Source organism: Pseudomonas sp. BR20, assembly GCF_050780135.1.
Lineage (GTDB): Bacteria > Pseudomonadota > Gammaproteobacteria > Pseudomonadales > Pseudomonadaceae > Aquipseudomonas.
Map to the genome: position 1 here is coordinate 5,015,465 of NZ_CP172012.1, position 26,896 is coordinate 5,042,360.

Below are 26,896 nucleotides of genomic sequence, written 5' to 3' on the forward strand. Positions count from 1 at the left end.
ATAGGCTCATCCCAGGACATAACAAGAACGAATGCCTAGCAGGAGAGCCGTATGAAGCAGACGCACTACGTGGCCCGCGAGCCCGATGCGCAAGGTTTTATCCACTACCCGCCGGAAGAACACGCGGTGTGGAACACCCTGATCACCCGCCAGTTGAAAGTGATCGAGGGCCGCGCGTGCCAGGAATACCTGGACGGCATCGACAAGCTCGGCCTGCCTCTGGATCGCATTCCGCAATTGGGCGAGATCAACCAGGTGCTGGCCGCGACCACCGGTTGGCAGGTCGCCCGCGTCCCCGCGCTGATCCCCTTCCAGACGTTCTTCGAATTGCTCGCCAACAAGCAGTTTCCGGTGGCGACCTTTATTCGTACCCGTGAAGAACTGGACTACCTGCAAGAGCCGGATATTTTCCACGAGATCTTTGGCCACTGCCCGCTGCTGACCAACCCGTGGTTCGCCGAATTCACCCACACCTACGGCAAGCTCGGCCTGGCGGCCAGCAAGGAGCAACGGGTGTACCTGGCGCGCCTGTACTGGATGACCATCGAGTTCGGCCTGGTGGATACCCCCGAAGGTCGGCGTATCTACGGTGGCGGGATTTTGTCGTCACCCAAGGAAAGCGTGTACTGCCTGTCGGACGAGCCCGCGCACCAGGCCTTCGACCCGCTGGAAGCGATGCGCACCCCATACCGCATCGACATCCTGCAACCGCTGTATTTCGTGCTGCCCCACCTCAAGCGCCTGTTCGAAGTGGCGCAGGAAGACATCATGGGCATGGTCGAGCGCGGTATGCAGCTTGGCTTGCACGCCCCGCTCTTTACCCCAAAGGCGGCCCCCCAAACCCAAAGCCGCGTGAACTGTGGCGTTTAAGGCCAGGTGAGTCTGTTCCCTGGCCCCGCGTTGCTTTAGGGTGACGCCACTGACCTTCACCTATTCGAATTCAGGACACCGACCATGACCACCTTGAACCAAGCCCACTGCGAAGCCTGCCGCGCCGATGCCCCGCAAGTCAGCGATGAAGAACTGCCGGTGCTGCTCAAGCAGATCCCCGACTGGAACATCGAGGTACGCGACGGCGTGATGCAGCTGGAAAAGGTTTTCCTGTTCAAGAACTTCAAATTCGCCCTGGCCTTTACCAACGCCATGGGTGAAATCTCCGAAGCCGAAGGCCATCACCCGGGCCTGCTCACCGAATGGGGCAAGGTCACCGTGACCTGGTGGAGCCACTCCATCAAGGGCCTGCACCGCAACGACTTCATCATGGCCGCGCGCACCGACCAAGTGGCCAAGGACGCCGAGGGCCGCAAGTAATGCATTTCGATGCCATAACCCGTGTACCCGGCGACCCGATCCTCGGGTTGATGGACCTGTATGCCCAGGACGCCAACCCGAACAAGTTCGACCTCGGCGTAGGTGTGTATAAAGACGACCAGGGCCTGACGCCGATTCCAGCTTCGGTGAAGCGCGCCGAACAGCGCCTGGTCGATACCCAGGCGACCAAGACCTATATCGGCGGCCACGGTGATGCAGCCTTCGGCACACTGATCAGCGAACTGGTGCTGGGCGCCGACTCCGCCCTGCTGCGCGAACACCGTGCCGGCGCGACCCAAACCCCAGGCGGCACCGGCGCCCTGCGCCTGAGCGCCGACTTTATCGCCCACAACCTGCCCGGCCGTGGCGTGTGGCTGAGCGATCCGACCTGGCCGATCCACGAAACCATCTTTGCCAAGGCGGGAATCAAGGTCAGCCACTACCCGTACGTGGGCGCGGATAACCGCCTGGATGTGGCCGCGATGCTGGCGACGCTGGCCACCGTGCCCAGGGGCGACGTGGTGCTGTTGCACGCCTGCTGCCATAACCCGACCGGGTTCGACCTGTCCCAGGATGACTGGCGCCAGGTGCTGCAGATCGTGCGCGAGCGCCAGTTGCTGCCGCTGATCGACTTCGCCTACCAGGGCTTTGGCGACGGCCTGGAGCAGGACGCCTGGGCGGTGCGTTTGTTCGCGGCGGAACTGCCGGAAGTACTGATCACCAGCTCCTGCTCGAAGAACTTCGGCCTCTACCGCGACCGTGTCGGCGCGTTGATCGTGTGCGCGGCGGACGCCGAGAAGCTGACGGATGTACGCAGCCAGTTGGCAAATACCGCGCGCAACCTGTGGTCGACGCCGCCGGACCACGGTGCAGCGGTGGTCGCGACGATCCTGGGTGATGCCGAGCTGAAAAAGCAGTGGAGTGAGGAAGTCGAAGCCATGCGTGCGCGAATCGCGCAGTTGCGTTCCGGACTGGTGGAGGCGTTGGCGCCCCATGGTTTATCGGAGCGGTTTGCGCACATCGGAGCGCAACGTGGGATGTTTTCCTACACCGGTTTGAGTGCCGAGCAGGTGAAGCAACTGCGCGAGAAGCACAGCGTGTATATGGTCAGTTCGGGGCGGGCTAACGTGGCGGGTATTGATGCGACACGCCTGACACTCCTGGCCGAAGCCATCGCCGACGTATCCCACTGACGAAACCGGGACTGAAAATGTGGGAGGGGGCTTGCTCCCGATGGCAGTGGGTCAGTGACAGGTGTATTGGCTGACACTCCCGCATCGCGAGCAAGCCCCCTCCCACATTTTGACCGAGCACCCCCCTCAGCTGGCGACCATCTCGGCCTTGAGCTGCGCCTCTTTCGCCTGCGCATCCGCCAAGCGATACAACTCGATACTCCCGTCCCAGTGCTCGATCAACGCCGTGCACGACTCCACCCAATCCCCGCAATTGAGGTAATCCACCTCGCCCACCTTGCGAATCTCCGCATGGTGGATATGCCCGCACACCACGCCATGCAATTCGCGCCTGGTCACTTCGTGGGCGATGGCCTCTTCAAAATCGCTGATAAAGCTCACGGCGGTTTTGACCTTGTGTTTCAGATACGCCGACAGAGACCAGTAGCCATAGCCGTAACGGGCGCGCCAGTGATTTAACCAGCGGTTCAAGGTGAGGGTGAACTCATAGGCCGAGTCGCCCAGGAACGCCAGCCAGCGGTGGTAACGGGTAATTACATCGAATTGGTCGCCGTGGATCACCAGCAGATGGCGACCGTCGGCCGTCACGTGCACCGCCTCATCCACCAGCTGGATATTGCCCAGGATCAGCTTGGAGTAGCGGCGCAGGAACTCGTCGTGGTTGCCGGTGACGTAGATCACTTCGGTACCGCGCTTGGCCATGGTCAGCAGGCGGCGGATCACGTTGGTATGGGCCTGGGGCCAATACATGCTGCCGCGCATTTTCCAGCCGTCGATGATATCCCCCACCAGGTACACCTTGTCGGCGTGGTAGCCCTTGAGGAACTGCGATAAATGTTCGGCCTGGCAATCCCGGGTGCCCAGGTGCACGTCGGAAATCCACAGGGTACGAACCCGCTGCTTGCGGCTGGGTTTGGTGAACTCGGCACTGGTCATGGGCATCCCTCGACGCTGTTTTCGCGAGCTTGCGCCTTGGCGATTAATAGCCCATGACAGTCGTGCGTCAGTCTGATGACAACGCTCGCCGACCGCGAAGCGTTGTAGACTGGCGCCTTGCTGCCCAGGAGACCGCGATGAGACCGTCGCTTACGCTACGCCACTACCTTGAAGCGCCCATCGCCCACAGCCATGACCATGCGCAGTTGGTGTTCGGCCTGTCCGGGCACCTGGACCTGGAAGTCGACGGCCTTGGCAGCCAGGTGCGCGAAAGCAGCGTGATGGTGCTGCCCTTCTCCGCCCACCACGCCTGTGGCAGTCGCGATGGCAGCCGCTGCCTGGTGCTGGATGTGCCCACGGAGCATTGGCTGCTGCACTCCCTGGGCGAACACGCCGACGCCAGCCGCCGCCTGCTCGATCAACCGGCACGCCTGGCCTTGGATTCCCGGCAACACCAACTGGTGCAATGGCTGGCACACAGCCCCGTGGATGACCCACTGATCGTCCAACAGGGTGCAGTGCTGTTGCTGGCCAGCCTCAATCATTCGCAGGCGCCGCCGCTAACGGGCCGTCGCCTGCCGTATGCGGCATTCAATGCGCATATCCAGCGACACGTCGCGCATCCGTTGCAGGTCGCCGATCTGGCGCGTATCGCCGGCCTGTCGGTGGCCCGCCTGCATGCGCGCTTTATCGCCGAGTGCGGGCAGACGCCCATGGATTACATCCGCAGCCGTCGCCTGCAACTGGCCTTGAACCTGCTGCGCGAGACACCGCTGCCCGTCGGTGAAATCGCCGTGCGGGTTGGCTACACCTCACAAAGTGCCTTTGCCGCCGCCATGCTGCGCGAATTTGGCGCCTCTCCCGGCGCGTTGCGGCGCGCCACATAGGGCGAGCCTTGCGCTAAAAATCGCGAGTCCCACGACAGACGCACACACCTGCACCCTCTAGACTGCGAACCTGTCACTCCCGTTGGTTCAAGGATCGCAATGACTCCCCGCTCAGCCCTCGGCGCCCTGCATATCGGCGCACTGATGTTTGGCCTTACCGGCGTTTTCGGCAAGTTGGCGGCCGCGTCCCCGGCCATCATCGTCTTCGGTCGCGCCGCGTTTGCCGTGATTGCCCTGGCAGTGTTTGCACGCTTCGCCAGCAACGCCCCCTGGAAAACCCTGGCGCTGCAGGACTGGCGCCGCCTGCTGGTCAGCGGTGTGTTGCTGGCGGCGCATTGGGTGACGTTCTTCATTGCCGTCAAGGTCGCCGGCGTGGCCGTCGCCACGCTGGGGTTCACCGCATTCCCGGCCTTTACCGTGATCCTCGAAGGGCTGATCTTTCGCGAACGTATTCGCGCCAATGAAATCGTGCTGGTGGCCTTGGTCACCGTTGGCCTGGTGCTGGTGACGCCGGACTTCAACCTCGCCAGCGAAGCCACGGGCGGCCTGCTTTGGGGGATTGTCTCGGGCTTGCTGTTCTCATTGTTGTCGCTGAACAACCGCGCCAGCTCCGGACGGATTCCCGCCGTGCAGGCAGCGCTGTGCCAGAACGTGGTGGTCGCCGTGTGCCTGCTGCCCGTGGCCGCGCCGGGGCTGGCGGACGTTCGCGCGCTGGATTGGTTGTGGATCGGTCTGCTTGGGGTGTTCTGCACGGGCCTGGCCCACAGCCTGTTTGTCGCCAGCCTCGCAGTGATCAAGGCGCGCACCGCCTCGGTGGTGTTCGCCATGGAGCCGGTCTACGGCATCACGGTAGCCTGGCTGCTGTTTGCCGAGACGCCGACCCTGCGCATGCTGTCGGGCGGCGCGTTGATCATCGTCGCCATCGTGCTTTCCGGGCTGATGGGCAGCGCCAGCCAGGCCAAACAGCCCGCTGCAACGGCCTGATCTATACTTTAAACATCCGCAACAGTCAGCCGTCGTTCAACGGATAAAGACTCCTCGACGACAGCCATGGTGTTTTCTGAAGTTGCTGCACGTGAGTGGTCACTCCATAAACGCGATGCAGGGGTTTCATCATGGAAATGTTCATCAGCTTGTTGGTTCAGATCATCAGCGGTGCCGTCGGTGGCAATTTGGCCGGCATGACCAAACAGAGCCTGGGGACCGGGCTCAATACCATGCTGGGTGGTGTCGGCGGGCTCGTGCTGGGCCAGGTCGTCGCCGCGCTGACCGGCACATCGGGCGGCGAGGCGCTGGATGTGGCGGCAGTCGGCAGCAATATCGTCGGCGGCGGCGTGGGTGGCCTGGTGCTGACCTGGGTCGTGGGCTTCATCAAAAGCAAGATGGCCGCTAAATAGCGGCGAACTGAGGGGTCACCGTCCTGGTGTGGCGGTGACCTTCATTGCGTACGGTCGTTGTGGCCCAGGTCGCGCAGTGGATCGATCTGGTCGCGCACCCGTTGCTTGAGCACCTTGGCTTCAGGGAAGCCACCATCCGCCTTGCGCTCCCAGATTTGCACGCCATCGCAGGTGATGCGAAACGCCCCGCCGGTCGCCGGCTCCAGCGCCACTTTACCCAGGTCCTCGGCAAACGTACTCAGCAGCTCCTGCGCCAACCATGCGGCGCGCAACAGCCACTGGCACTGGGTGCAATAGGTGATAACGATCTCGGGTTTGGTCAACGACATAATTTGACAGGCTCCTGGCGTAACGGGCTCAGCGGATCGGATGGCTATAATACCGGCCTTTATCGCCCAGCCTCGAGATTCATGATGCGCCGCCTGTTGTCCTGCCTGTTTCTGTGCCTGCTCCCTCTTCTCGCCGATGCCGTTGAGACGCCTCGCCCCAAAATCGGCCTGGTACTGTCCGGCGGTGCCGCCCGGGGCCTGGCGCATATTGGCGTGCTCAAGGCCCTCGAGGAACAGGGTATTCATATCGACGCGATCGCCGGCACCAGCATGGGCGCGGTGATTGGCGGGCTGTATGCGTCGGGCTACAAGATCGATGAACTGGAAAAACTGGCGCTGGGCATCGACTGGCAACAGGCGCTGTCCGACGCACCGCCACGGGAAGACGTGCCGTTTCGACGCAAGCAGGATGACCGGGATTTCCTGGTCAAGCAGAAGCTCAGCTTCCGCGATGACGGCAGCCTCGGCCTGCCCCTTGGCGTGATCCAGGGACAGAACCTGGCGCTGTTGCTGGAAAGCATGTTTGCCCACACCAGCAACACGCGAAATTTCGACAAATTGCCAATCCCTTTTCGCGCCGTGGCCACCGACATCACCACTGGCGAGAAAGTGGTGTTCAGCAAGGGCCACCTGCCCCAGGTGATCCGCGCCAGTATGTCGATTCCGGCCGTGTTCGCCCCGGTGGAGCTGGATGGCCGGCTGCTGGTGGATGGCGGCATGACCGATAACATCCCACTGGATGTGGCGCGTGAGATGGGCGTGGACATCGCCATCGTGGTCGACATCGGCACCCCGTTGCGTTCACGCAAGCAACTGGCGACGGTGGTGGACGTGCTCAACCAGTCCATCACCCTGATGACCCGGCGCAACTCCGAAGAACAACTCAAGGCCCTGCATCCCAAGGACGTACTGATCCAGCCGCCGCTGGCCGCCTATGGCGTGACGGATTTCGGCCGCGCCAAGGACATGATCGATGCCGGCTACCGTGCCACCCGCGCCCTCGACGTTCGCCTGGCACATTTGCGCCCCGCCGAGCCGATCGACCCACAACTGGTAGCCGCGCGTACCCCGGGCGAACGCACCCCGGTGATTACCGCGATCAAGGTGGAGAACGACTCGAAAGTCAGCGACGACGTGATCCGCTACTACATCCGCCAACCGTTGGGCCAACCGCTGGAACTTGGCCGCCTGCAGACCGACATGGGCACTCTGTATGGCCTGGATTACTTCGAGCAGGTGCAATACCGCGTGGTGAAAAAGGGCCAGGACAACACCCTGGTGATCAGCGCGCGCGGCAAACGCAGCGGCACCGACTACCTGCGCCTGGGGCTGAACCTGTCGGATGACATGCGCGGCGACAGCGCCTTCAACCTCGGCGCCAGCTACCGCATGAACGGCATCAATCGCCTGGGTGCCGAGTGGCTGACGCGGGTACAGATCGGTGATCGGCAGGAGCTTTACAGCGAGTTCTACCAGCCGATGGACACGGGTTCGCGCTATTTCGTCGCACCGTATATCAGCGCCCAGGCACAGAACATCGAGCTGATCCTGGACAACGACCCCATCTCCGAATACCGCCTGGAACGCTACGGCTTCGGCCTGAACGTGGGACGCCAGATCGGCAACAGCGGCGAGATCCGCTTCGGTGTCGGCGAGGCCTGGGGCAAGGCGGATGTGCGCATCGGCGACCGCGACCTGCCAAGTGTGAGCTTCAGCGAAGGCTTCTATGAACTGAAGTATTCCTTCGACTCCCTGGATAACGTGTACTTCCCCCACAGCGGCGAGGACATTGGCCTGGCCTTTCGCGAATTCGAACCGGGGTTGGGCTCGGACCAGCGCTATCGACAATGGGAGTTCAAGCTGGACAAGGCCATGAGCCATGGCCCGGACACCCTGGTACTGGGCGGTCGCTACGGGCGCACCCTGGATGATTCGGACGTGGTGATTTCCAGCTTCCTGCTGGGCGGTGCGCGGCAGTTGTCGGGCTTCCGCCAGGATGCGATTTCCGGGCAGAACATCAGCTTGATGCGCGCGGTGTACTACCGCCGGCTGACACCGCGCTCCTACCTGCCGCTGGATTTCCCGCTGTACCTGGGCGCCTCTCTGGAACGCGGCCGCGCGTGGAACAACGACAATGAATTCGACAGCGGCTATATCAACGCCGCGAGTATTTTCCTCGGGTTTGATACGCCGCTGGGGCCGCTGAATTTCAGCTATGGGTTCAACGATGATAATCAGAAGGCGGTGTACCTGAACCTCGGGCAAACCTTCTAACCACCCCCGTTCACGCTCGTGTCGCAGCTGTCGAGCGCGAGCGAGGCTGCGGAGGTCGAATCAGGACTTTTCCAGATTCGCCAGGATGTGCCCATGCACCCGCATGCATACACGCATATCTTCTTCGTCAATGCCCATAAACAGTTCCTGGCGCAAAGCCGTGGCAATAGTCTCGATCTGCTCGATCAACGGCTTGGCGGTGTCACACAGCAGGATGCGTTTGGCGCGACGGTCTTCCACCACGGCCTGGCGTTGCACCAGGCCCTGGCCTTCTAGGCTGTCGAGCAACCGGGCCAGTGTCGGCCCTTCTACGCCGACGCTTTGCGCCAGCTCACGCTGGGTGGGCGCTTCTTCGAAACGAGCCAGGTGCAGCAGCACCAGCCAGCGCGCCTGGGACAGGCCCAGCCCGGCCAAACGGCGGTCGAGCTCAGCGCGCCAACCTCGGGACATTTGCGCCAGCTGCATGCCAAAACGGTGTTGATCGGTTAACGGCATAAAAAACTCATGGGTTAGACTGAAAATAAAGTATGGCTAATTATTAGTCAGCTAAGCATGAGCCATGTCACTAGGCAAGACTTGCTATGTACTGATTCGTTACATTGACGTAATTGGCACACTAAATTTCGAATTCAGACTGCAAAGCGGCCCGCACGCAGTACAAAACCCCTTCAGGCACACGCCCGGCAAACAGCGGTGCAATCTCCGCAACCGGTGGCAATTCGCCTTCTCCGTCGAGGAATGCGTCCTGGATTTCGCCGAGCAAATCTTCCGGCAAATCAAGAGCCTGCTCCAGGGACAACTGCTGCTTTCCGATGGATTCGGCCAGCAAGGTATAGACGTTTTTCTCCGAGCATTGCAGCTGGCCGGCGATCTGGACCGGGGTCATGCCGGCGCGTGCCAAACTGATCAGTTCATGGCGAATATCGGCGATTTCCTTCGGTGCTTCGACCTGACCACCGAGCACTTCGAGGAACGCCTGGCCGTAGCGCTCCAGCTTACGCGCACCGACGCCACTGACCCGGGCCATTTCGGCCATGGTGGTGGGCTGCTCGCGCAGCATTTCCAGCAAAGTGGAGTCGGGGAAAATAACGTACGGCGGCACGCTGTGTTCCTGGGCCAGTTTGCGTCGCAGGGTACGCAGTGCTTCCCACTGCTCACGTTCTTCACCCCGGACAAGCTGGCTGGCCTGGCTGGTGCTGGTCTTGGCGGTAGTCTGCGGCTTGAGGTCGCGGCGCAGCTCCAGGCTCACCTCGCCCTTGAGCAGCGGCCGGCAACTGTCGTTCAGGCGCAGGCCGCCATACCCTTCGATATCGATGTCCACCAGGCCACGCGCAACCATCTGCCGGAACAACGAGCGCCACTCGCCTTCGGCACGGGCCTTGCCGACGCCGTAGACCGAGAGTTTTTCGTGGCCGAAGCTGCGCACTTTTTCGTTGTCCTTGCCCAGCAACACATCCACCAGGTGGCCTACGCCATAACGCTGGCCGGTGCGGTAGATCGTCGACAGTGCCTGGCGGGCCGGCTCGGTGGCGTCCCAGGTCTGTACACCATCAATGCAGTTATCGCAGTGGCCGCACGGCTGCGGCATGTCCTCGTCGAAGTACGCCAGCAAGGTCTGGCGGCGGCAGCGGGTCTCTTCACACAACGAGAGCATCGCGTCGAGCTTGTGCTGCTCCAGGCGTTTATGGCGCTCATCGCCTTCGGAGTTCTGCAGCATCTGCTTGAGCATCACCACGTCCTGAAGGCCGTAGACCATCCAGGCATCGGCCGGCAGGCCATCACGACCGGCACGCCCAGTCTCCTGGTAATAGGCCTCAAGGGACTTGGGCAGGTCCATATGGGCCACGAAGCGCACGTTGGATTTGTCGATGCCCATGCCGAACGCGATGGTAGCCACCATGATCAGGCCTTCCTCGTTAAGGAAGCGTTTCTGGTGGGCAGAGCGCGTTTCGTTGGGCAGGCCGGCGTGGTACGGCAGCGCCGGGTAGCCCTGCTCGCAGAGGAATGCAGCCACTTCATCGACCTTCTTGCGCGACAGGCAATAGACAATGCCCGCATCGCTGCGTCGCTCCGAAAGGAACGCCAGCAGCTGCTTGCGAGGCTGCTCCTTGGGCACGATGCGGTAGAAAATATTCGGCCGGTCGAAGCTCGACAGGAAGCGCTCGGCGTTCTGCAGGTGCAGACGCTCGACGATTTCTTCACGCGTGCGCTTGTCGGCGGTGGCGGTCAGGGCGATGCGGGGAACGTCCGGGAACAGCTCCGCCAGTTGACCGAGCTGCAAATATTCGCGACGAAAATCATGCCCCCATTGCGATACGCAGTGGGCTTCGTCGATGGCGAACAGGGCAATTTCCAGGCTCTGCAAAAACGCCAGCATGCGCGGTTGCACCAGGCGCTCAGGTGCAAGGTAGAGCATCTTCACTTCACCGCGCTTGATCCGCGCGGCCAGGTCGCGTTGCTGCTCGGCACTGAGGGTGGAGTTCAACGCAGCGGCAGCGACGCCGAGCTCTTCCAGGGTCGCGACCTGGTCATCCATCAACGCGATCAGCGGCGACACCACCACCGCCAGCCCGTTGCGCAACAACGCCGGTACCTGGAAGCACAACGACTTGCCGCCGCCGGTAGGCATCAGGACCAGCGCATCACCACCCTTGGCCACGCGCTCAATGATCGCACCCTGGCGGCCACGAAAACTGTCGTAGCCGAAGATGTCCTTGAGGACGCGTTGAGCCTGATCGAGCATGTATAACTCCAACAAAATAGTGCCGAAATCCCTCTGTACAGGCTGGCCGAAAAACTTCGGCTTCACGGAAAATAATCCGTAAGCGAAGTTTTCTCGGCCTGGCGCTTGGCCTGCAGGGGCATCACAAAACGCGGCAGTATACCCGAGCGTCATCCGGCAAAGGGCGCCGCTGACGAATTGCAGCCTGTCTCAAAAACCTGGCAAATATGCATGCCGACTGGCTTGGGCGCGCAAGAAAGCCTAGAATTCAGCATCGTTTATTCCCAAGGTAGTCCTTCAATGTCCTTCGCTGAGCAACTAACCCGCCTGCAAGCCTTCCTCGACGCCGATGAGCTGCATGACGAGGCGCTGGACTACGTGGCCGCCCACGGCTACCTGACCGCCCTGTCGATCTGCTCCGAGGTCGTTCCCGACCGTGAATGGATCGACGCGCTGTTCGCCGAAGAACCGCACTACGCCGACGCCGCACAGCGCGAAGAAATCGAATCCACCCTGCTGGCCCTCAAGGCCCACATCGGCCGCCAACTGGCTTCCGATGAGGAATTCGAGCTGCCGTGCGACCTGGACCTCGGCGAAGAGCCGGACGACTCCGACCTGCGCGGCTGGTGCATCGGCTTCATGGAAGGCGTGTTCCTGCGCGAAGCTGCCTGGTTCGAATCCGCCGAGGAAGAAGTCAGCGAAATGCTGCTGCCGATCATGGTCGGCTCGGGGCTGTTTGAGGAGGAAGCTGAATTTTCCGACATCGCCGCCGACGCCAACCTGATGGACGACATGATCGTACAGATCCCGGAAGCGCTGACCGCCCTGTACCTGCTGTGCAACGCTCCTGACGAAAAACCGGCGATCCTCAAGCCACGTCACCACTGAGTCGCCTGCCCGTGACACCCATGGGCAATCGCTCGCTGCTCCTGCGTTACGTGCTGCTGGCCATCGGCTGGCTGAGCGTAGCGTTGGGAGTGATCGGTATTTTCCTGCCGGTCTTGCCGACCACACCCTTCCTTCTTCTCGCTGCCGCCTGCTTCGCTCGAAGCTCCCCGCGTTTCTACCAGTGGCTGGTGGAACACCCGCGCCTGGGCCCTTGGATTCGTGATTACCTGGACGGCAACGGCATTCCACTCAAGGGCAAGGTCTACGCCATTGGCCTGATGTGGCTGAGTATCGGTTTTTCCTGCTACCTGGTACCGCTGCCATGGGCCCGCGGGTTCATGCTGACCAGCGCCGTGCTGGTGACAATCTACATCCTGCGCCAGAAAACCCTGCCACCGCGCTAAGCGCCCACTGCGACATTAGATCCCACACGACCTTGGTCGACACTGACTAACCCCAGGCATCATGCGAGACTGTCCAACCGGGCCTGGAATGCCTGGGTGTTCTCATGCTCGGAGTTACCATGACGTTGTCCAGCGGGCTGATCGCCGCCGTTGCCCTGGCCTATATGGCCATTATGTTTGCCATCGCCTTCTACGGTGACCGTCGCCGCGCGCCGCTGCCGCCGCGCATGCGTGCCTGGGTCTATAGCCTGTCGCTGGCCGTCTACTGCACCAGTTGGACCTTCTTCGGCGCCGTAGGCCAGGCCGCCGAACAACTGTGGGCGTTTTTACCGATCTACCTGGGACCGGTGCTGCTACTGGTGTTGGCACCCTGGGTGCTGCAGAAGATGATCCTGATCAGCAAGCAGGAAAACATCACCTCCATCGCCGACTTTATCGCTGCACGCTATGGCAAATCCCAGTCCCTGGCGGTGGTGGTCGCGCTGATCTGCCTGGTGGGCGTGCTGCCTTATATCGCCCTGCAACTCAAAGGCATCGTGCTGGGGGTCAACCTGCTGATTGGCGCTGGCGCGGACACCACCGGCACCCGCGCCCAGGACACCGCGTTGATCGTGTCCCTGGTGCTGGCGTTGTTCACCATTGTGTTCGGTACACGCAACCTGGACGCCACGGAGCACCACCGTGGCATGGTGTTGGCGATTGCATTTGAATCCCTGGTCAAGCTGTTCGCGTTTCTCGCAGTCGGCGCGTTTGTGACCTACGGCCTGTACGACGGTTTCGGCGACCTGTTCAGCCAGGCGATGCTCGCACCACGCCTGGAGGAATACTGGAAGGAAACCATCAACTGGCCGTCGATGGTGGTGCAAACCGGCGTCGCCATGATGGCGATCATCTGCTTGCCTCGGCAGTTTCATGTGACGGTCGTGGAAAACATCGACCCCCAGGATTTGCGCCTGGCCAAGTGGGTATTCCCGGCCTACCTGATCCTCGCCGCACTTTTCGTAGTGCCGATCGCCCTGGGCGGCAAAATGATGCTGCCTGGTTCGGTACTGCCGGACTCCTATGTGATCAGCCTGCCCATGGCCGAGGCTCACCCGGCCCTTGCCGTACTGGCGTTTATCGGCGGTGCGTCGGCGGCCACCGGCATGGTGATCGTGGCGAGCATCGCGTTGTCGACCATGGTCTCCAACGACATGCTGCTGCCCTGGCTGCTGCGCCGTTCCAGCGCCGAGCGACCGTTCGAAGTGTTCCGCCACTGGATGCTGTCGGTGCGCCGGGTCAGCATCGTGATCATCCTGCTGCTGGCGTATGTCAGCTACCGCCTGCTGGGCTCTACCGCGAGCCTGGCGACCATCGGCCAGATCGCCTTTGCCGCCGTGACCCAACTGGCCCCGGCCATGCTCGGCGCGCTGTACTGGAAACAGGCCAACCGCCGTGGCGTGTTTGCGGGGCTGGCAGCAGGTACGTTCCTGTGGTTCTACACCTTGGTCCTACCGGTTACAGCGAAAAGCCTGGGTTGGTCCCTCACCCTTTTCCCGGGGCTGACGTGGATGCATTCGCACCCGCTCGGTTTGTCCGTCACCTCACTGACCTTGGGCACGGTGTTCTCCCTCGCAGGTAACTTCACGCTGTTCGTGTGGGTGTCGATGCTGTCGCGCACGCGCGTGTCGGAACACTGGCAAGCCGGGCGTTTTATCGGCCAGGAAATCAGCCAGCGCGCGAGTGCCCGCTCGATGCTGTCGGTACAGATCAGCGACCTGCTCAGCCTGGCCGCGCGTTTTGTCGGTGAAGAACGGGCCCAACAGAGTTTTATCCGCTTCGCCTATCGCCAGGGCAAAGGCTTTAACCCCAACCAGAATGCCGACAACGACTGGATCGCCCACACCGAACGCTTGCTGGCCGGTGTCCTCGGTGCATCTTCGACTCGGGCCGTGGTGAAAGCGGCGATCGAAGGGCGGGAAATGCAACTGGAGGATGTCGTACGCATCGCCGACGAAGCGTCCGAAGTGTTGCAATTCAATCGCGCATTGCTGCAAGGCGCCATCGAGAACATCACCCAGGGTATCAGTGTGGTGGACCAGTCCCTCAAGCTGGTGGCCTGGAACCGGCGCTATCTGGAATTGTTCAATTACCCGGACGGGCTGATCAGCGTAGGCCGGCCGATTGCCGACATCATTCGCTACAACGCCGAGCGCGGCCTGTGCGGGCCGGGCGAAGCCGAGGTGCACGTGGCGCGCCGCCTGCACTGGATGCGCCAGGGCCGCGCGCATACGTCAGAGCGCCTGTTCCCGAATGGACGGGTAATCGAGCTGATCGGCAACCCGATGCCCGGCGGCGGCTTCGTCATGAGTTTCACCGACATTACCGCGTTCCGCGAGGCCGAGCAGGCACTCACCGAGGCCAACGAAGGCCTCGAACAACGGGTGACCGAGCGCACCCACGAACTGTCGCAGCTCAATGTGGCGCTCACCGATGCCAAAGGCGTCGCCGAGTCCGCCAGCCAGTCGAAGACCCGCTTCCTCGCGGCGGTCAGCCATGACCTGATGCAGCCGTTGAACGCCGCACGCCTGTTCTCCGCCGCCCTCTCCCACCAGAACGACGGCCTGTCCAGCGAGGCACGGCAACTGGTGCAGCATCTGGACAGCTCGCTGCGCTCTGCCGAAGACCTGATCAGCGACCTGCTGGATATCTCCCGCCTGGAAAACGGCAAGATCAATCCGCAGCGCCAGCCTTTCGTACTCAATGAGTTGTTCGATACCCTCGGCGCCGAATTCAAGGCCCTGGCCCAAGAGCAGGGCTTGCGCTTCCGCCTGCGGGGCAGCCGCTTGCGCGTCGACAGCGACATCAAGCTGCTACGGCGGATTTTGCAGAATTTCCTGACCAACGCTTTCCGGTATTCCGATGGCTCGGTGCTGCTCGGCGTACGCCGACGCAAGGGCGAGCTGTGCCTGGAAGTCTGGGACCGTGGCCCCGGTATCCCGCAGGATAAACAGAAGGTGATCTTCGAAGAGTTCAAGCGCCTGGACAGCCACCAGACCCGCGCCGAGAAAGGCCTGGGCCTGGGCCTCGCGATTGCCGACGGCCTGTGCCGAGTGCTGGACCATCGTCTGAGCGTGCGCTCATGGCCCGGCAAGGGCAGCGTGTTCAGCGTACGCGTGCCGCTGGCGCGCAACCAGGCCAGCCCGCAAGTCAAAGCAGTACATGAAAACGGCCTGCCCTTGAGCGGCGCGCAAGTGCTCTGCGTGGATAACGAAGAGAGCATTCTGATCGGTATGCGCAGCCTGCTGACACGCTGGGGCTGTGAGGTGTGGACTGCCACCGATCAGGCGCAATGTGCGGCGCTGCTGGAGCAAGGCATACGCCCGCAACTGGCGCTGGTGGATTACCACCTTGATCACGGTGAGACCGGTACCGAGTTGATGGGCTGGCTGCGTACACAAATGGCGGAGCCGATCCCCGGCGTGGTCATCAGTGCCGACGGCCGCCCGGAGATGGTGGCAGAGGTGCATGCGGCGGGGTTGGATTACCTTGCCAAGCCGGTGAAGCCAGCCGCGTTACGGGCGTTGCTGAGTCGACACTTACCTCTATAAGCCGGATGTACCCAGTCAAAATGTGGAAGGGGGCTTGCCCCCGATAGCGGAGCATCAGTCACACCATCTGTGCCTGATCCACTGCAATCGGGAGCAAGCCCCCTCCCACCTCTCGGAATGTGTTTATTCGGGAAGATGCGCGACACCGTCGGCGTCGGTCATCGCCCGCTCCAGCAAATCCGCCGGCAGGCTTTTGCTGGCACGCGCACCGAGCAACTTTAATTGCTCGGTGCGACTGACCAGGTTTCCACGCCCATCTGTCAGCTTGTTCCGCGCCGCGCTGTAAGCCTTGTCCAATTGCTGTAGACGATTGCCCACTTCGTCCAGATCCTGGATAAACAGCACGAACTTGTCGTACAGCCACCCGGCGCGTTCGGCAATTTCGCGGGCGTTCTGGCTTTGGCGCTCCTGTTTCCACAGGCTGTCGATTACCCGCAGGGTGGCGAGCAGCGTCGTTGGGCTGACGATCACGATATGACGGTCGAAAGCCTCTTGGAACAGATTCGGTTCGGCCTGCAAGGCCGCGGAAAAAGCGGCTTCGATCGGCACGAACAACAACACGAAATCCAGGCTGTGCAGGCCTTCCAGGCGTTTGTAATCCTTACCGGCCAAACCTTTGACGTGATTGCGCAGCGACAGCACGTGCTGTTTCAAGGCCGTCTGGCCGATGACCTCATCATCGGCTGCGACATACTGCTGGTACGCGGTCAGGCTGACTTTGGAGTCCACCACGACCTGCTTGTCGCCAGGCAACATGATCAGCACATCCGGCTGGAAACGCTCGCCGTCCGGGCCCTTGAGGCTGACCTGGGTCTGGTACTCGCGGCCCTTCTCCAGGCCGGCATGCTCCAGCACGCGCTCGAGAATCAGCTCACCCCAGTTGCCCTGGGTTTTCTGGCCCTTGAGGGCGCGGGTCAGGTTGGTGGCTTCGTCTGACAGACGCAGGTTCAGTTGCTGCAAGCGCTCAAGCTCCTTGGCCAGGGAAAAGCGCTCGCGAGCCTCGTTCTGATAGCTCTCTTCGACGCGTTTTTCGAAGGACTGGATGCGTTCCTTCAAGGGATCGAGCAACTGGCCAAGGCGCTCCTGGCTGGTCTCGGCAAAGCGCTGCTCACGCTCATCAAAGATCTTGCCGGCCAGCTCAGCGAACTGCGCACGCAATTCGTCACGCGACCCTTGCAGGTCGGCGAGGCGCTGCTGATGGCTTTCCTGCTGCTCGCGCAGTTCGGCGCGCAAGGCGGCCGACAATGCATCAAGGCGGCGCAATTCGGTTTCCTTGGCGCTGCGGTCAAGGTTCCAGGCGTGGGCGGCGTCGCGGGCATTATCGCGGTCGATCTGCAACAGCTCGACCTCCCGACGCACGGCAGCGAGGTCCGCTTGCTTGGCGGCATTGGCCTGGCTCAGATCGCTGATTTCATCGCGACTGGCATCCAATTGAGCGGTGAGGCCTTCCTGGGCCAGTTGCGCAGTGGCCAGGCGCTCTTCGAGCAGTTCCCAGCCGGTGGTCCGCGCGGTCAACCGCCGTTGAATCTGCCAGCACACCGCCAATAAAGGCACTGCGGCGCCAGCCAGGCCCAGGGCAATACTGGTCCAGTCAAAAACCATAGCCATTTCTGCCATCACCGAAAAGGAGCAAGGTTAACCAAGCGTAGAGCGTGAGGACAGCTCAGTCTTCGACCTGACCCAGTTCTCGTTGGGCACGGCGGTCACCGGCACGGGCGGCCAGGCGCAGCAGATCGTGGCCGATGCGGCGGTCGCGGGCGTTGCCGCACTCACGGCACATCAATTGGCCCAGGCGGCTTTGCGCAGCCACTACGCCCTCACGGGCCGGCTGCTTGAGCAAGCGCCCGGCGAAGTGTTTGACGTTGGTGCTGTGCCCCAGGCGTGGGCTGTCGAGCAACCACAGGGCGACCTTCAAAGAAAAACGCTTGGGCGCGGTAACAGTCTGGGGGGTGTCGGTAACAGAAGGTGATACTGAGCGAAACTTCATAAAGCACTGTGGGACAGAACGGAAGGCGCGCCACTCTACTCTTTTTTTCGTACAGGTAAAGCTGAAAAAACCCTGCACGCCCGTTCTAGAGCAAGCGCTCGGGACAATCCACAGAAGCTGTGGATAACTCAGTGGACAACCAGCCTTTAACGCGCGCAAAGGCCCATGGAACGGGGCCCGCAGTCAAACTGACGATTTTTTCACCAATAAAAAAAAGCCAGATTTTTCATTGACTTAAATTTCCATTGCAGGCAAATGGCGGCCTTGTCCAGCAATTGACAGCCCGGTTACACACGCCGCAACTAATGTGCACAAGTACCGATCCGATGGTTATATCCCCGGCTTTTTTTGAAGCGACAGCCTTCAAAAATGTTACCGCCGAGGCAAACCAGGGACTTTTCAAATCTTTTCCGGCTCGCCACACTGCCCGACGGACAACGCAACGCTGAGTGGGCTGATGAAAGGAATTCTATTATTCGCCGTGTTGTTACTGGCCATCTGCGCCATTTCATTAGGGATCAATGTCGCGCTGCCATCCCCGGATGGGGCGTTGTTTGCCATCGCCATCCTGCTATCGGCCGCTTTCACCGCCACGAGCCTGTGCATCGAGCTGGGTGAAGGGCGTATCGATGACATGGGCGATGTGATGAAGATGGTCGAGACCGGCCAATCCTTGCGCCTGACCCTGGCCGCCTATGGGCTGGGTTGTTCCCTGGCCGCGGCCGTCACGGTGCTGGTGTATCGCGGCCTGCTGGGCGGTTGATTGCAGTTTTTGATTAACGCGCTTCCATTACCTGTTTCAATCCGTTACTATCCGCAGCGTTAGTACCAAGCTGAAAGTCAATTCTGGTCGAACAACTCCCCTGAACAACACGGGATCGACCACCTCGATGGTTTCCAGGTATCACTTGCGACGACACTGCCTTTGAACAAGCAAAGGGTGCCGCGAAGTTTCCATACTCTGACCGAACCAACCTGCAAATTGATCAGGATCTTCACCCCGGGCCCAGAACCTTTGCCCTTGTTGTGTTGCCTGCCCTCCTAAGTACCTACCTGCCAGCCCAAGCGCGCCTAACTTATTAGCGCTTCAAACTGGCTGCTTTGTTCCAGTCGGGTTCTTCGTTTGATCAATGGTGATCAACGTTACTGGAACGTTTTAACGTTGCACGGTTCTTATCCGTGTCATTTGTAGGAACACCAATAATATGTCCGCTATCCACACTCAGGATGCCATTCGCACCCTCACCAACGCTTTTGCTCCAATGAACTGCCTGATCATGGCCGCTCGCAAAGGCTGCTTCAGCTTCACCCTGGTCAACGAACACGGCATCGCTCGTCACAGCGAACGCCTGTACCCCGATCAATACTCCAGCGCTGAACCGCTGCAGGCCGTGATCGAGCGTACCCGTCAGGCACTGGTTGCCTGATCGACCCGAGTCGCTGAAACACAAAAAACCCTGTTTAAAACACAGGGTTTTTTATTGCCCGAAATTCGTACCCTGAGCCTTTGTACTAAGTTCAAATCGATATAAACGTTATAACTGGATGAGGAAGATGTTTTAAAAACAGTCTTTTACATCATGAATATGACACTACACTTCAACTCAAGCGGCATGATCCGCTTCCGACGAGCCTGAGATCCGATCCACTGCTGCCAAGCCCCCATCTCAGGACTCGTCGACCCCTTTCACGGATTGAGGCATGTATGGGTATCGCAGCCAGTGAATTGTGTCGCTATGTGATCCGGCCGACGCTGACGTACCTCGGCCAGCAGAGCCCAACGGCTGAGTCACTGCTGCTGGGCATCGCGGCCAGCCAGTCGGAATTGGGTTCTGCCTTACACGATCGACGCGGCCATGGCCTGTACAGCATCACCGAACCTCGCCATCGCGCCTTGTGGGATAACTACCTGGCACTCGACCCCGAGCGCGCCAGCCTGGTACGCGGGCTCGCCAGCCAACACGCCTTCCTCAGTGCGCCCCAGCTGGAACTCACCGTAAACCTGCGTTATGCCACGGCCATCGCTTGGCTGCTGGTCGAACAACACAGCCCCGCCCTGCCATTACCCGGTGATGTTTTAGCCATGGCGCGTATCTGGAAAGAAATATTTCATCCTCAAGGAAGGCTGCGGGATTTCACCCAAGCCTGGCAAACCTGTGTTTCCCCCTTGAATCACGTGGCCTGCTGACCGGGCAATTTGCAAGATTCGCCAAAAAAGCAGAATTTTGGTCGGATTGTCCTACAAAACCGCTCTATCTCCTGCATTACAGCCTATAGCGCGATGTTAATTTTATTGATACTTTCCGCTGCGGTGATCACCACGGAGTTCTAATAATGAAAAAAGTAATGCTCAAGACCACACTTAGCCTCGCCGTTGCCATGGCATCCTCCCAACTGTTCGCAAGCGGTTTCGCACTGAACGAACAGAGCGTCAGCGGGATGGGTACGGGTTTCGCAGGTCGCTCTTCTTCTGCCGATGATGCAAGCACTGTTTACGGTAACCCTGCCGGTATGTCGCGCTTGAATGGCCAGCAAATCACCGGCGGTGTTGCGGCTATCGATGCATCCACCGACATCAGCAATACCGGTGGCAACTCTCGCGGTTCCAACAAAGGTGACATGGTTCCGTTCACCGCGGTGCCATTCGGTTTCTACACCAACAAACTCAACGATCAGTGGGCCATAGGCTTCGGTGTATACGCACCGTTCGGCCTGGTGACCGACTATGAAAACGGCTTCCAGGGCCGTGGCTTTGGCAGCAAGAGCGAAGTGAAGGTCATGACCTTCCAGCCAACTGTCAGCTACGCGTTCAACGACCGTGTATCCATCGGTTTTGGCCCGACCATCAACCGGATTTCCGGTGTGCTCGAGTCGGACAGGACGCTCAGCCCGCTTGCTTCCGATACCAACGTCAAAATCAAGGGTGACGATACTGCCCTGGGTTTCAACATCGGCGTATTGGTCCAGGCCACCGACACCACACGCGTAGGCCTGACCTACCACTCGAAGGTCAAGTACAAGCTCGAAGGCCACACCACCGTCAGCGGCCCAGCGGCCACTCAGCCGGTCCTGCGTAACAACCGTTACGACGCCTCGCTGAAAATCGACACCCCAGAGTCCTACGACCTGTCCGTCACCCAAGACCTGACCGACGCCTGGAAACTCTATGGCGGTGCAACCTGGACGCGTTGGAGTCGCCTGAAAGAGATCACCGTCAACAACGAAGGCGTAACGGCTGCTGGCGGCTTCCTGGCGCCAACCCAACTAGGTTCCATCACCGAAGAACAAAATTGGCACGACACCTGGGCCTACGCCGTGGGTACCTCGTATCAGTTGACCAAGCAAGTCGTGCTGCGTACCGGCCTGACCTTCGACCAATCCCCGACCAACAACACCGATCGTTCGCCGCGCATCCCGACGGGCGACCGTACGATCTTCAGCGTGGGCCTGGGCTACAAAGTCATGGATAACATGACAGTCGACCTGGCGTATTCGTACCTGAAAGAAGAAGACGTCAAGATCAACCAGACTGCTGACGCCCCGTCGACAGCCAGTTACCGCGCCAAATACGAAAACAGTGCCAACGGTTTCGGCCTGGGCATGACCTACACCTTCTGATCCAGACGGGTGTAAAAAAGCCCCGCACTCCTGCAAGGGAGGCGGGGCTTTTTAGTGCCCGATGATCAGGGTTTAGACGCTATAGCCTGCTCCACAGCCTTGATCAGGTCAGGACTGTCCGGTTTGGTCAAACTGGAGAAATCGGCAATCACCTTGCCCTGTCGGTCGACCACGTACTTGTAGAAATTCCACTTCGGCGCGTTGGTCTGTTGCGCCAATACCTTGAACAGGTGCACCGCGTCCGGTCCCTTGACCTTCTGCGGCTCGGTCATGGTGAAGGTCACGCCGTAATTCACGTAGCAGACCTTGGCGGTTTCTTCGCCGGTCTTGGCTTCCTGCTTGAAGTCATCGGATGGCACGCCGATCACCTCCAACCCTTCATCCTTGTAGCGCTGATACAGCGCTTCGAGACCTTTGAATTGCGGTGCGAACCCGCAAAAGCTCGCCGTGTTGACGACAACCAAGGGCTTACCGGCAAAACGTTGGCACAGGTCGATGGATTCCTTGGCGCGCAGCTTGGGCAATTGGCCCTCCAGCAACGGCGGGCAATCGGCAGCCAACGCCACACTGCCAAAAGCAGCCATCAGCACGGGTACAGCAAGCCAGCGCATCTGCATGTCGAAACGTCCTTTAAAGAGTTCAGGGATCGAACTTAACAGATCGACATACCCAGTTGCATCAACGCCAGGCCACCGCGCTGCCAGCCCCACCAGGCCAGGGCCAGCAACAGCGCTATCGCTGCTGCCCCGCCGAACCAATACCAGGTCGAACTCATGCCGCCTCCATCTGCGCCTGCAATCGCGCCACCGGCCGCTCACGCACCGGCCAATTCAAGGCTGCGGCGAGCACGCTCAAGAGGATCGCCACTTGCCAGATCAAATCGTAGTTACCGGTTCGATCATAGACCACCCCGCCCAACCAACCGCCAAGGAACGAGCCGAGCTGGTGGAAAAGGAACACAATCCCACCCAGCATGGACAGGTTTCGCACCCCAAACAACGTAGCGACCGTGCCATTGGTCAGCGGTACCGTGGACAGCCACAGGAAGCCCATTGCCATGCCGAACAGGTAGGCCGTGACCTCGGTCACCGGCGCCCACAGGAACAGTATGATCACCACCGCGCGCAGCAGGTACAACCCGGTCAACAAGCGCGGCTTGGACATGCGCCCGCCGAGCCAGCCGGCGGTGTAGGTGCCGAAGATATTAAACAGCCCGATCAACGCCAACACCGTGGTGCCGACCGTGGCAGGCAAGTGCTGGTCCACCAGGTAAGCTGGCAGGTGCACACCAATAAACACCACCTGGAAGCCACAGACGAAAAAGCCGAAGGCCAGCAGCCAGAACCCGGAGTGGGAACACGCTTCCTTCAAGGCTTCACGCAAGGTTTGCTGGCCAGCCATCACCGGCAGCGGGCGGTCCTTGAGCATGCTTACCAGAGGCAGGATCAGCGCCACCATCAGGCCCAGCGCCAGCAGGGCGGCCGACCAGCCCAGCCAACTGATCAAGCCCAAGGTGCCCGGCACCATGGCGAACTGGCCAAACGAACCGGCGGCGCTGGCAATGCCCATGGCCATGCTGCGCTTTTCCGGTGCCACGGCGCGGCCGACCACGCCCAGAATCACCGAGAACGATGTACCCGACAGGCCGATACCGATCAGCAGGCCCGCACTCAAGGACAACGACCACGCCGAATCCGACATGCCCATCAACACCAGCCCTGCGGCGTACAACACCCCGCCGACAAACACCGCCCGGGTGGCGCCGAAACGGTCGGCCAGGGCACCGGTAAACGGCTGCGCCAGGCCCCAGATCAGGTTCTGCAAGGCGATGGCAAAGGCAAAGGTCTCACGGCCCCAGCCGAATTCGCTGCTCATCGGCGCCAGGAACAGGCCGAAACCGTGCCGCACGCCCAAGGACAACGCCAGGATCAGCGCACTCCCTAAAAGGATCCAACCGCTGGTGCGCCACATCGACGTCATTTCTTATTCTCCGCTCGCGGGTATATACCCGCTTGTGTTCGAACAAACCCGCGTTCAGGCGAGTTCATCCAGCAAGGCCAACAGGGTTTCGCGTTTTTCCGCGCCGAGTTGATCGATCAATTTCTGTTGCGCCGCTTCCCAGGCGGGTAACGCTGCGGCCAGGCGCTCTTCACCGGCTGCGGTCAACAGCACCAGGCGGTTGCGCAGGTCATCGCCCTCCACCATCTGCACCAGACCCTCCCCCTCTAACACCCGCAGGTTGCGCCCCAAGGTGCTGCGATCCAGGCCCATGGCGTCGGCCAGGCTGGAAATGCTCGGTTGATCGAGGCGCTGCAGGTTGCACAGCAAGGAATACTGGGCGACGTTGATCCCGAAGCCGTCAAGGGCGCCGTCGTAATGCCTGCTGACGCCCCGGGCGGCACGTCGCAGGTTGGTGCATAAACATTGGGAGGCAAGCATGGAACGTGTATATACCCGCGATTAAGGAAATGCAAGAAAGTGTTACAACGCCAAACCGACCAGAACAGCGACTTCCAGCAGCTCCAGCAGCGCGCCAGCGGTGTCGCCGGTGGTGCCGCCGAGACGATTGACCATCAGTTGACGCAGTCCCATGAAACACACAGCCGCGAGCAGCACGGCGAGCCCCCCGCTGAAACCGCCAATCAGGATGCAGGCCAGGCCACTGAGGATCAGCACCTGTTGACCGACGATGCGCGGTAAATGATCCGACAGCGCTTGGCCCAACCCACCCGCTCGCACATAACGCGTGGTCAGGAACAACCCCAGCATCGACGCCCGCCCGATCAACGGCGCGAGAATCAACGCCACACCGTTGCGTTGTTCGATCAAGGCCACCAGCGCGGTGAACTTGAGCAGCAACACCAGGCCCAGGGTGACCACGGCAATCGGCCCGCTGCGCGGGTCTTTCATGATGCTAAGGGTGCGCTCGCGGTCGCCGAAGCCACCCAGCCAGGCATCGGCAGTGTCCGCCAGGCCATCGAGGTGCAGGCCGCCGCTGAGCAACACCCAGGCCGTCAGCAGCAGCGCGGCGTGCAACAACAGCGGTGATCCGGTCAATAGTGTGTTCAGGCCCCACAGCAGCACGCCGAACAGCAACCCGACCACGGGATAAAACAGCAACGAGCGCCCCAGCTCCTGCGGTTGCGGCATACCCGGCAGGCGAATCGGCAAACTGCTCAGGAACTGCACGGCGATCCAGAACGGCAGCATGCTCAGATTCCTTCCTTCAACACGCCATCGGCGGCGACTTGCAGGTTGAACAACCCGCCATGACCGACTTCGACATTCAACAACTGCTCACGGGGCAACCCCCGAGCCTGGGCCAACAGCAAACGCATCACCCCTCCGTGGCTGATCAACAGCACACGCTCACCGGCATACGCCTTATGCAGGCGTAGGACCGCGCCCAAAACCCGCTGGGAAAACTCGCTGACCGGTTCGCCCTCGGGCGGCGTGAAGCTATACGGATCAGCCCAGAACCGGCCCAAACCTTCGGCGTCGGTCTCCATCAGCGCCGCCGCACTCTGCCCTTCCCATGCACCGAAGTGCAGTTCCTGCAGGTCTTTTTCCAGGCTCACCGGCACATTCAGCCGCGCGCCCAGCTCATCCGCGAACCGCGCGCAGCGCTGCAGCGGCGAGCTGATCAGCCGATCCCAAGGCCCCTGCGCCAACACGGCGGCGCGCATCTGTTCCCAGCCCTTGGCGGTCAATGCATCGTCCAGGCTGCCGCGCAGGCCACCCCCCAGTTCGGTTTCGCCATGGCGCAGCAGGTCCAGGTGCAAGGTCATGCCGGACGGTCTGCCACGGCCGCTTCGGCAAACGTCGCCATCTGCCCGTGCAGCGCACAGGCCAGGCGCAGCAACGGCACCGCCAACGCCGCGCCACTGCCCTCGCCCAGGCGCAGGCCCAGTTCCAGCAACGGCTGTGCGTCGAGGCTCTGCAAGACATGGCGATGGCCAGGCTCGGCGCCGCGATGACCGAACAGCAGCCAGTCGCGGCACGCCGGATTCAAGCGCGTGGCGACAAGCGCAGCGACGGTGCAGATAAACCCATCTACCAGCACCACAATGCCTTCCTGGGCGCAGGCCAGATAAGCGCCCACCAAGGCAGCGATTTCAAAGCCACCGAGATTGCACAGGGTTTGCAGCGCATCCCCACGCTGCGCGGCATGCAAGGCCAGCGCGCGCTCGATCACCGCCACCTTGTGACTGACGCCTTGGGCATTCAACCCGGTGCCCGGGCCTGTCAGGTCGGTCACCCGGCAATCGAGCAAAGCGCAGGCGAGCGCACTGGCGGCGGTGGTGTTGCCGATGCCCATCTCGCCGCCGACAAACAACTGCGCACCGCTTTCACGGGCGCGCAGCACACTGTCGCGACCCGCCTGCAATGCCAATCGGCCCTGGGCGCCGGTCATTGCCGGGCCCTTGACGAAATTGGCGGTGCCCGCGCCGAGATTCAGGTGACGGACGCCAGGCAGGCTCAGCGAAGGGCTCACCGTGCCGAGATCGACCACTTCCAACTGCGCATCCAGTTGCCGCGCCAATACGCTGATGGCCGCGCCACCGGTGACAAAGTTATGCAGCATCTGCCCGGTCACTTCCTGGGGAAACGCCGATACACCCTCGGCAACCACACCATGGTCACCGGCAAAGATGGCAATCCACAGCTGATCCACCGACGGTTTGACCTGGCCCTGCAAGCCGGCCAATTGCACCGCCAGCGCTTCCAGCTGGCCCAGGGAACCGGCCGGTTTGGTCAATTGCTGCTGGCGCGCCAGGGCTTGTTCGTACGCCGAGGCGTCAATGGCCTTACAAGGGTTGAGCCACCAGGTGTCAGTCATAACGCAGTACCTTTCAACGTCAGGGGCAGGCCGGCAACCGTCAGGACAACACGCTGACACCGCTCGGCCAAGGCTTGATGCAGCCAACCGGCTTCATCCACATAGCGGCGAGTCAATTCGCCCAGCGGCACGACACCCAGACCGGTCTCGTTGCTGACAAAAATAATTTCACCCGGCAGCACGGCCAGGGTTTCCAGCAATTGATCGCGCTCAAACGCCAGGCGCTGCGCGTCTTCCAGCATCAGCAGATTGGTCAGCCACAGGGTCAGGCAATCCACCAACAGGCAACGACCGGGCGCAGCGTTTTCGCGTAGCACCCGTGCCAGCTCGACAGGTTCTTCGATCAAACCCCAGTGATCAGGACGACGCTCACGATGCAAGGCGACGCGGGCATTCATCTCGCCGTCAAGCGGCTGGCTGGTGGCGATATAGATGACGGGCAAGGCGCTGTCGCTGGCGAGCTTTTCGGCCAGGCGGCTTTTACCGGAACGAGCGCCGCCTAAAATCAGTTGAAGCATGA

At 61.1% G+C, this 26,896-nt stretch carries 28 protein-coding genes; 14 read left to right on the top strand and 14 right to left on the bottom strand.

The annotated features are described in order from the left end of the window. Nucleotides 1-51: 51 nt before the first annotated feature. The 3 genes from phhA to ACHPFG_RS23030 all read left to right on the top strand — a co-directional run bounded on the left by phhA (nucleotide 52) and on the right by ACHPFG_RS23030 (nucleotide 2,504). A complete protein-coding gene (phhA, locus tag ACHPFG_RS23020) occupies nucleotides 52-870 on the top strand; it encodes a phenylalanine 4-monooxygenase (RefSeq protein WP_431700512.1) in 819 nt (272 codons plus the stop codon). Between the two features lie 84 nt (nucleotides 871-954). Then, nucleotides 955-1,311 carry a 4a-hydroxytetrahydrobiopterin dehydratase gene (locus ACHPFG_RS23025; RefSeq protein ID WP_431700513.1) on the top strand — a complete coding sequence of 119 codons (357 nt, stop codon included), beginning with the start codon at nucleotides 955-957 and terminating at the stop codon, nucleotides 1,309-1,311. Further along, nucleotides 1,311-2,504 (top strand): amino acid aminotransferase, encoded by a 1,194-nt coding sequence (locus ACHPFG_RS23030; RefSeq protein WP_431700514.1) that lies wholly within the window; start codon nucleotides 1,311-1,313, stop codon nucleotides 2,502-2,504. The genes ACHPFG_RS23025 and ACHPFG_RS23030 overlap by 1 nt, the downstream gene beginning before the upstream one ends. A gap of 126 nt (nucleotides 2,505-2,630) precedes the next feature. Here the strand turns inward: ACHPFG_RS23030 and ACHPFG_RS23035 are convergent, their stop codons facing one another. Continuing rightward, a complete protein-coding gene (locus ACHPFG_RS23035) occupies nucleotides 2,631-3,440 on the bottom strand; it encodes a UDP-2,3-diacylglucosamine diphosphatase (RefSeq protein WP_431700515.1) in 810 nt (269 codons plus the stop codon). Between the two features lie 137 nt (nucleotides 3,441-3,577). Between ACHPFG_RS23035 and ACHPFG_RS23040 the strand changes: the two genes are divergently transcribed. The 3 genes from ACHPFG_RS23040 to ACHPFG_RS23050 all read left to right on the top strand — a co-directional run bounded on the left by ACHPFG_RS23040 (nucleotide 3,578) and on the right by ACHPFG_RS23050 (nucleotide 5,724). Continuing rightward, nucleotides 3,578-4,327: a helix-turn-helix transcriptional regulator gene (locus ACHPFG_RS23040; protein ID WP_131698592.1), complete on the top strand. Its 750-nt coding sequence runs from the start codon at nucleotides 3,578-3,580 to the stop codon at nucleotides 4,325-4,327. 99 nt (nucleotides 4,328-4,426) lie between these two features. Then, on the top strand, nucleotides 4,427-5,311 hold the full coding sequence (locus ACHPFG_RS23045; RefSeq protein WP_431700516.1) for a DMT family transporter: 885 nt from the start codon (nucleotides 4,427-4,429) through the stop codon (nucleotides 5,309-5,311). A gap of 131 nt (nucleotides 5,312-5,442) precedes the next feature. Continuing rightward, nucleotides 5,443-5,724, top strand: a complete 282-nt coding sequence (locus tag ACHPFG_RS23050; RefSeq protein WP_027603827.1) for a hypothetical protein — start codon at nucleotides 5,443-5,445, stop codon at nucleotides 5,722-5,724. Nucleotides 5,725-5,765: 41 nt separating this feature from the next. Here ACHPFG_RS23050 and ACHPFG_RS23055 read toward each other — a convergent pair whose 3' ends face one another. Further along, a complete protein-coding gene (locus tag ACHPFG_RS23055) occupies nucleotides 5,766-6,053 on the bottom strand; it encodes a SelT/SelW/SelH family protein (RefSeq protein ID WP_431700517.1) in 288 nt (95 codons plus the stop codon). Nucleotides 6,054-6,137: 84 nt separating this feature from the next. Here ACHPFG_RS23055 and ACHPFG_RS23060 point away from each other — a divergent pair, with 84 nt between their 5' ends. Then, nucleotides 6,138-8,327 carry a patatin-like phospholipase family protein gene (locus tag ACHPFG_RS23060; protein WP_431700518.1) on the top strand — a complete coding sequence of 730 codons (2,190 nt, stop codon included), beginning with the start codon at nucleotides 6,138-6,140 and terminating at the stop codon, nucleotides 8,325-8,327. A 60-nt stretch (nucleotides 8,328-8,387) separates the two neighbouring features. Here ACHPFG_RS23060 and ACHPFG_RS23065 read toward each other — a convergent pair whose 3' ends face one another. Together ACHPFG_RS23065 and recQ are read right to left on the bottom strand one after the other, a co-directional pair. Further along, nucleotides 8,388-8,822 carry a MarR family transcriptional regulator gene (locus ACHPFG_RS23065; protein WP_131698596.1) on the bottom strand — a complete coding sequence of 145 codons (435 nt, stop codon included), beginning with the start codon at nucleotides 8,820-8,822 and terminating at the stop codon, nucleotides 8,388-8,390. Nucleotides 8,823-8,943: 121 nt separating this feature from the next. Beyond that, a complete protein-coding gene (gene recQ, locus ACHPFG_RS23070; protein ID WP_184743580.1) occupies nucleotides 8,944-11,070 on the bottom strand; it encodes a DNA helicase RecQ in 2,127 nt (708 codons plus the stop codon). 279 nt (nucleotides 11,071-11,349) lie between these two features. On the opposite strand from recQ, the gene ACHPFG_RS23075 reads away from it, so the two are divergent. The 3 genes from ACHPFG_RS23075 (at nucleotide 11,350) to ACHPFG_RS23085 (ending at nucleotide 15,931) form a co-directional block, all read left to right on the top strand. After that, nucleotides 11,350-11,937, top strand: coding sequence for a YecA family protein (locus ACHPFG_RS23075; RefSeq protein ID WP_131698598.1), 588 nt, complete (start codon nucleotides 11,350-11,352; stop codon nucleotides 11,935-11,937). Between the two features lie 20 nt (nucleotides 11,938-11,957). Continuing rightward, nucleotides 11,958-12,341, top strand: coding sequence for a YbaN family protein (locus ACHPFG_RS23080; RefSeq protein WP_027603821.1), 384 nt, complete (start codon nucleotides 11,958-11,960; stop codon nucleotides 12,339-12,341). 119 nt (nucleotides 12,342-12,460) lie between these two features. Beyond that, nucleotides 12,461-15,931: a hybrid sensor histidine kinase/response regulator gene (locus tag ACHPFG_RS23085; RefSeq protein ID WP_131698599.1), complete on the top strand. Its 3,471-nt coding sequence runs from the start codon at nucleotides 12,461-12,463 to the stop codon at nucleotides 15,929-15,931. Between the two features lie 123 nt (nucleotides 15,932-16,054). On the opposite strand, the gene rmuC is transcribed toward ACHPFG_RS23085, so the two are convergent. Continuing rightward, the gene (gene rmuC, locus ACHPFG_RS23090; RefSeq protein WP_178116757.1) at nucleotides 16,055-17,419 is read right to left on the bottom strand and encodes a DNA recombination protein RmuC; all 1,365 of its coding nucleotides are present in this window, start codon (nucleotides 17,417-17,419) and stop codon (nucleotides 16,055-16,057) included. A 175-nt stretch (nucleotides 17,420-17,594) separates the two neighbouring features. Beyond that, nucleotides 17,595-17,918, bottom strand: coding sequence for a hypothetical protein (locus ACHPFG_RS23095; RefSeq protein WP_043293316.1), 324 nt, complete (start codon nucleotides 17,916-17,918; stop codon nucleotides 17,595-17,597). 457 nt (nucleotides 17,919-18,375) lie between these two features. On the opposite strand from ACHPFG_RS23095, the gene ACHPFG_RS23100 reads away from it, so the two are divergent. The 4 genes from ACHPFG_RS23100 (at nucleotide 18,376) to ACHPFG_RS23115 (ending at nucleotide 21,536) form a co-directional block, all read left to right on the top strand. After that, entirely contained in the window at nucleotides 18,376-18,681 is a 306-nt protein-coding gene (locus tag ACHPFG_RS23100; RefSeq protein ID WP_431700519.1) for a hypothetical protein, read from the top strand. 442 nt (nucleotides 18,682-19,123) lie between these two features. Then, nucleotides 19,124-19,345 (top strand): hypothetical protein, encoded by a 222-nt coding sequence (locus ACHPFG_RS23105; RefSeq protein ID WP_010563939.1) that lies wholly within the window; start codon nucleotides 19,124-19,126, stop codon nucleotides 19,343-19,345. Between the two features lie 278 nt (nucleotides 19,346-19,623). Further along, nucleotides 19,624-20,106: a hypothetical protein gene (locus ACHPFG_RS23110; RefSeq protein ID WP_431700520.1), complete on the top strand. Its 483-nt coding sequence runs from the start codon at nucleotides 19,624-19,626 to the stop codon at nucleotides 20,104-20,106. Between the two features lie 146 nt (nucleotides 20,107-20,252). Continuing rightward, nucleotides 20,253-21,536 carry an OmpP1/FadL family transporter gene (locus ACHPFG_RS23115; protein WP_431700521.1) on the top strand — a complete coding sequence of 428 codons (1,284 nt, stop codon included), beginning with the start codon at nucleotides 20,253-20,255 and terminating at the stop codon, nucleotides 21,534-21,536. A 65-nt stretch (nucleotides 21,537-21,601) separates the two neighbouring features. Here ACHPFG_RS23115 and ACHPFG_RS23120 read toward each other — a convergent pair whose 3' ends face one another. From ACHPFG_RS23120 to cobU, 8 genes are all read right to left on the bottom strand, one after another. Further along, the gene (locus tag ACHPFG_RS23120; protein WP_431700522.1) at nucleotides 21,602-22,153 is read right to left on the bottom strand and encodes a glutathione peroxidase; all 552 of its coding nucleotides are present in this window, start codon (nucleotides 22,151-22,153) and stop codon (nucleotides 21,602-21,604) included. Between the two features lie 35 nt (nucleotides 22,154-22,188). Further along, the gene (locus ACHPFG_RS23125; RefSeq protein WP_431700523.1) at nucleotides 22,189-22,311 is read right to left on the bottom strand and encodes a hypothetical protein; all 123 of its coding nucleotides are present in this window, start codon (nucleotides 22,309-22,311) and stop codon (nucleotides 22,189-22,191) included. Next, nucleotides 22,308-23,507 (bottom strand): MFS transporter, encoded by a 1,200-nt coding sequence (locus tag ACHPFG_RS23130; protein WP_178116758.1) that lies wholly within the window; start codon nucleotides 23,505-23,507, stop codon nucleotides 22,308-22,310. Before ACHPFG_RS23130 ends, ACHPFG_RS23125 begins: the two co-directional genes overlap by 4 nt. A 63-nt stretch (nucleotides 23,508-23,570) precedes the next feature. Continuing rightward, the gene (locus ACHPFG_RS23135) at nucleotides 23,571-23,975 is read right to left on the bottom strand and encodes a MarR family winged helix-turn-helix transcriptional regulator (protein ID WP_090400092.1); all 405 of its coding nucleotides are present in this window, start codon (nucleotides 23,973-23,975) and stop codon (nucleotides 23,571-23,573) included. A 42-nt stretch (nucleotides 23,976-24,017) separates the two neighbouring features. Beyond that, nucleotides 24,018-24,746 (bottom strand): adenosylcobinamide-GDP ribazoletransferase, encoded by a 729-nt coding sequence (locus ACHPFG_RS23140; protein WP_131698605.1) that lies wholly within the window; start codon nucleotides 24,744-24,746, stop codon nucleotides 24,018-24,020. Nucleotides 24,747-24,748: 2 nt separating this feature from the next. Further along, complete coding sequence (cobC, locus tag ACHPFG_RS23145; protein WP_431700524.1) at nucleotides 24,749-25,324, bottom strand: alpha-ribazole phosphatase family protein; 576 nt, start codon at nucleotides 25,322-25,324, stop codon at nucleotides 24,749-24,751. Beyond that, entirely contained in the window at nucleotides 25,321-26,376 is a 1,056-nt protein-coding gene (gene cobT / locus ACHPFG_RS23150) for a nicotinate-nucleotide--dimethylbenzimidazole phosphoribosyltransferase (RefSeq protein WP_431700525.1), read from the bottom strand. The genes cobC and cobT overlap by 4 nt, the downstream gene beginning before the upstream one ends. Next, nucleotides 26,373-26,894 (bottom strand): bifunctional adenosylcobinamide kinase/adenosylcobinamide-phosphate guanylyltransferase, encoded by a 522-nt coding sequence (gene cobU, locus ACHPFG_RS23155; protein ID WP_131698608.1) that lies wholly within the window; start codon nucleotides 26,892-26,894, stop codon nucleotides 26,373-26,375. The genes cobT and cobU overlap by 4 nt, the downstream gene beginning before the upstream one ends. Nucleotides 26,895-26,896: the final 2 nt, after the last annotated feature.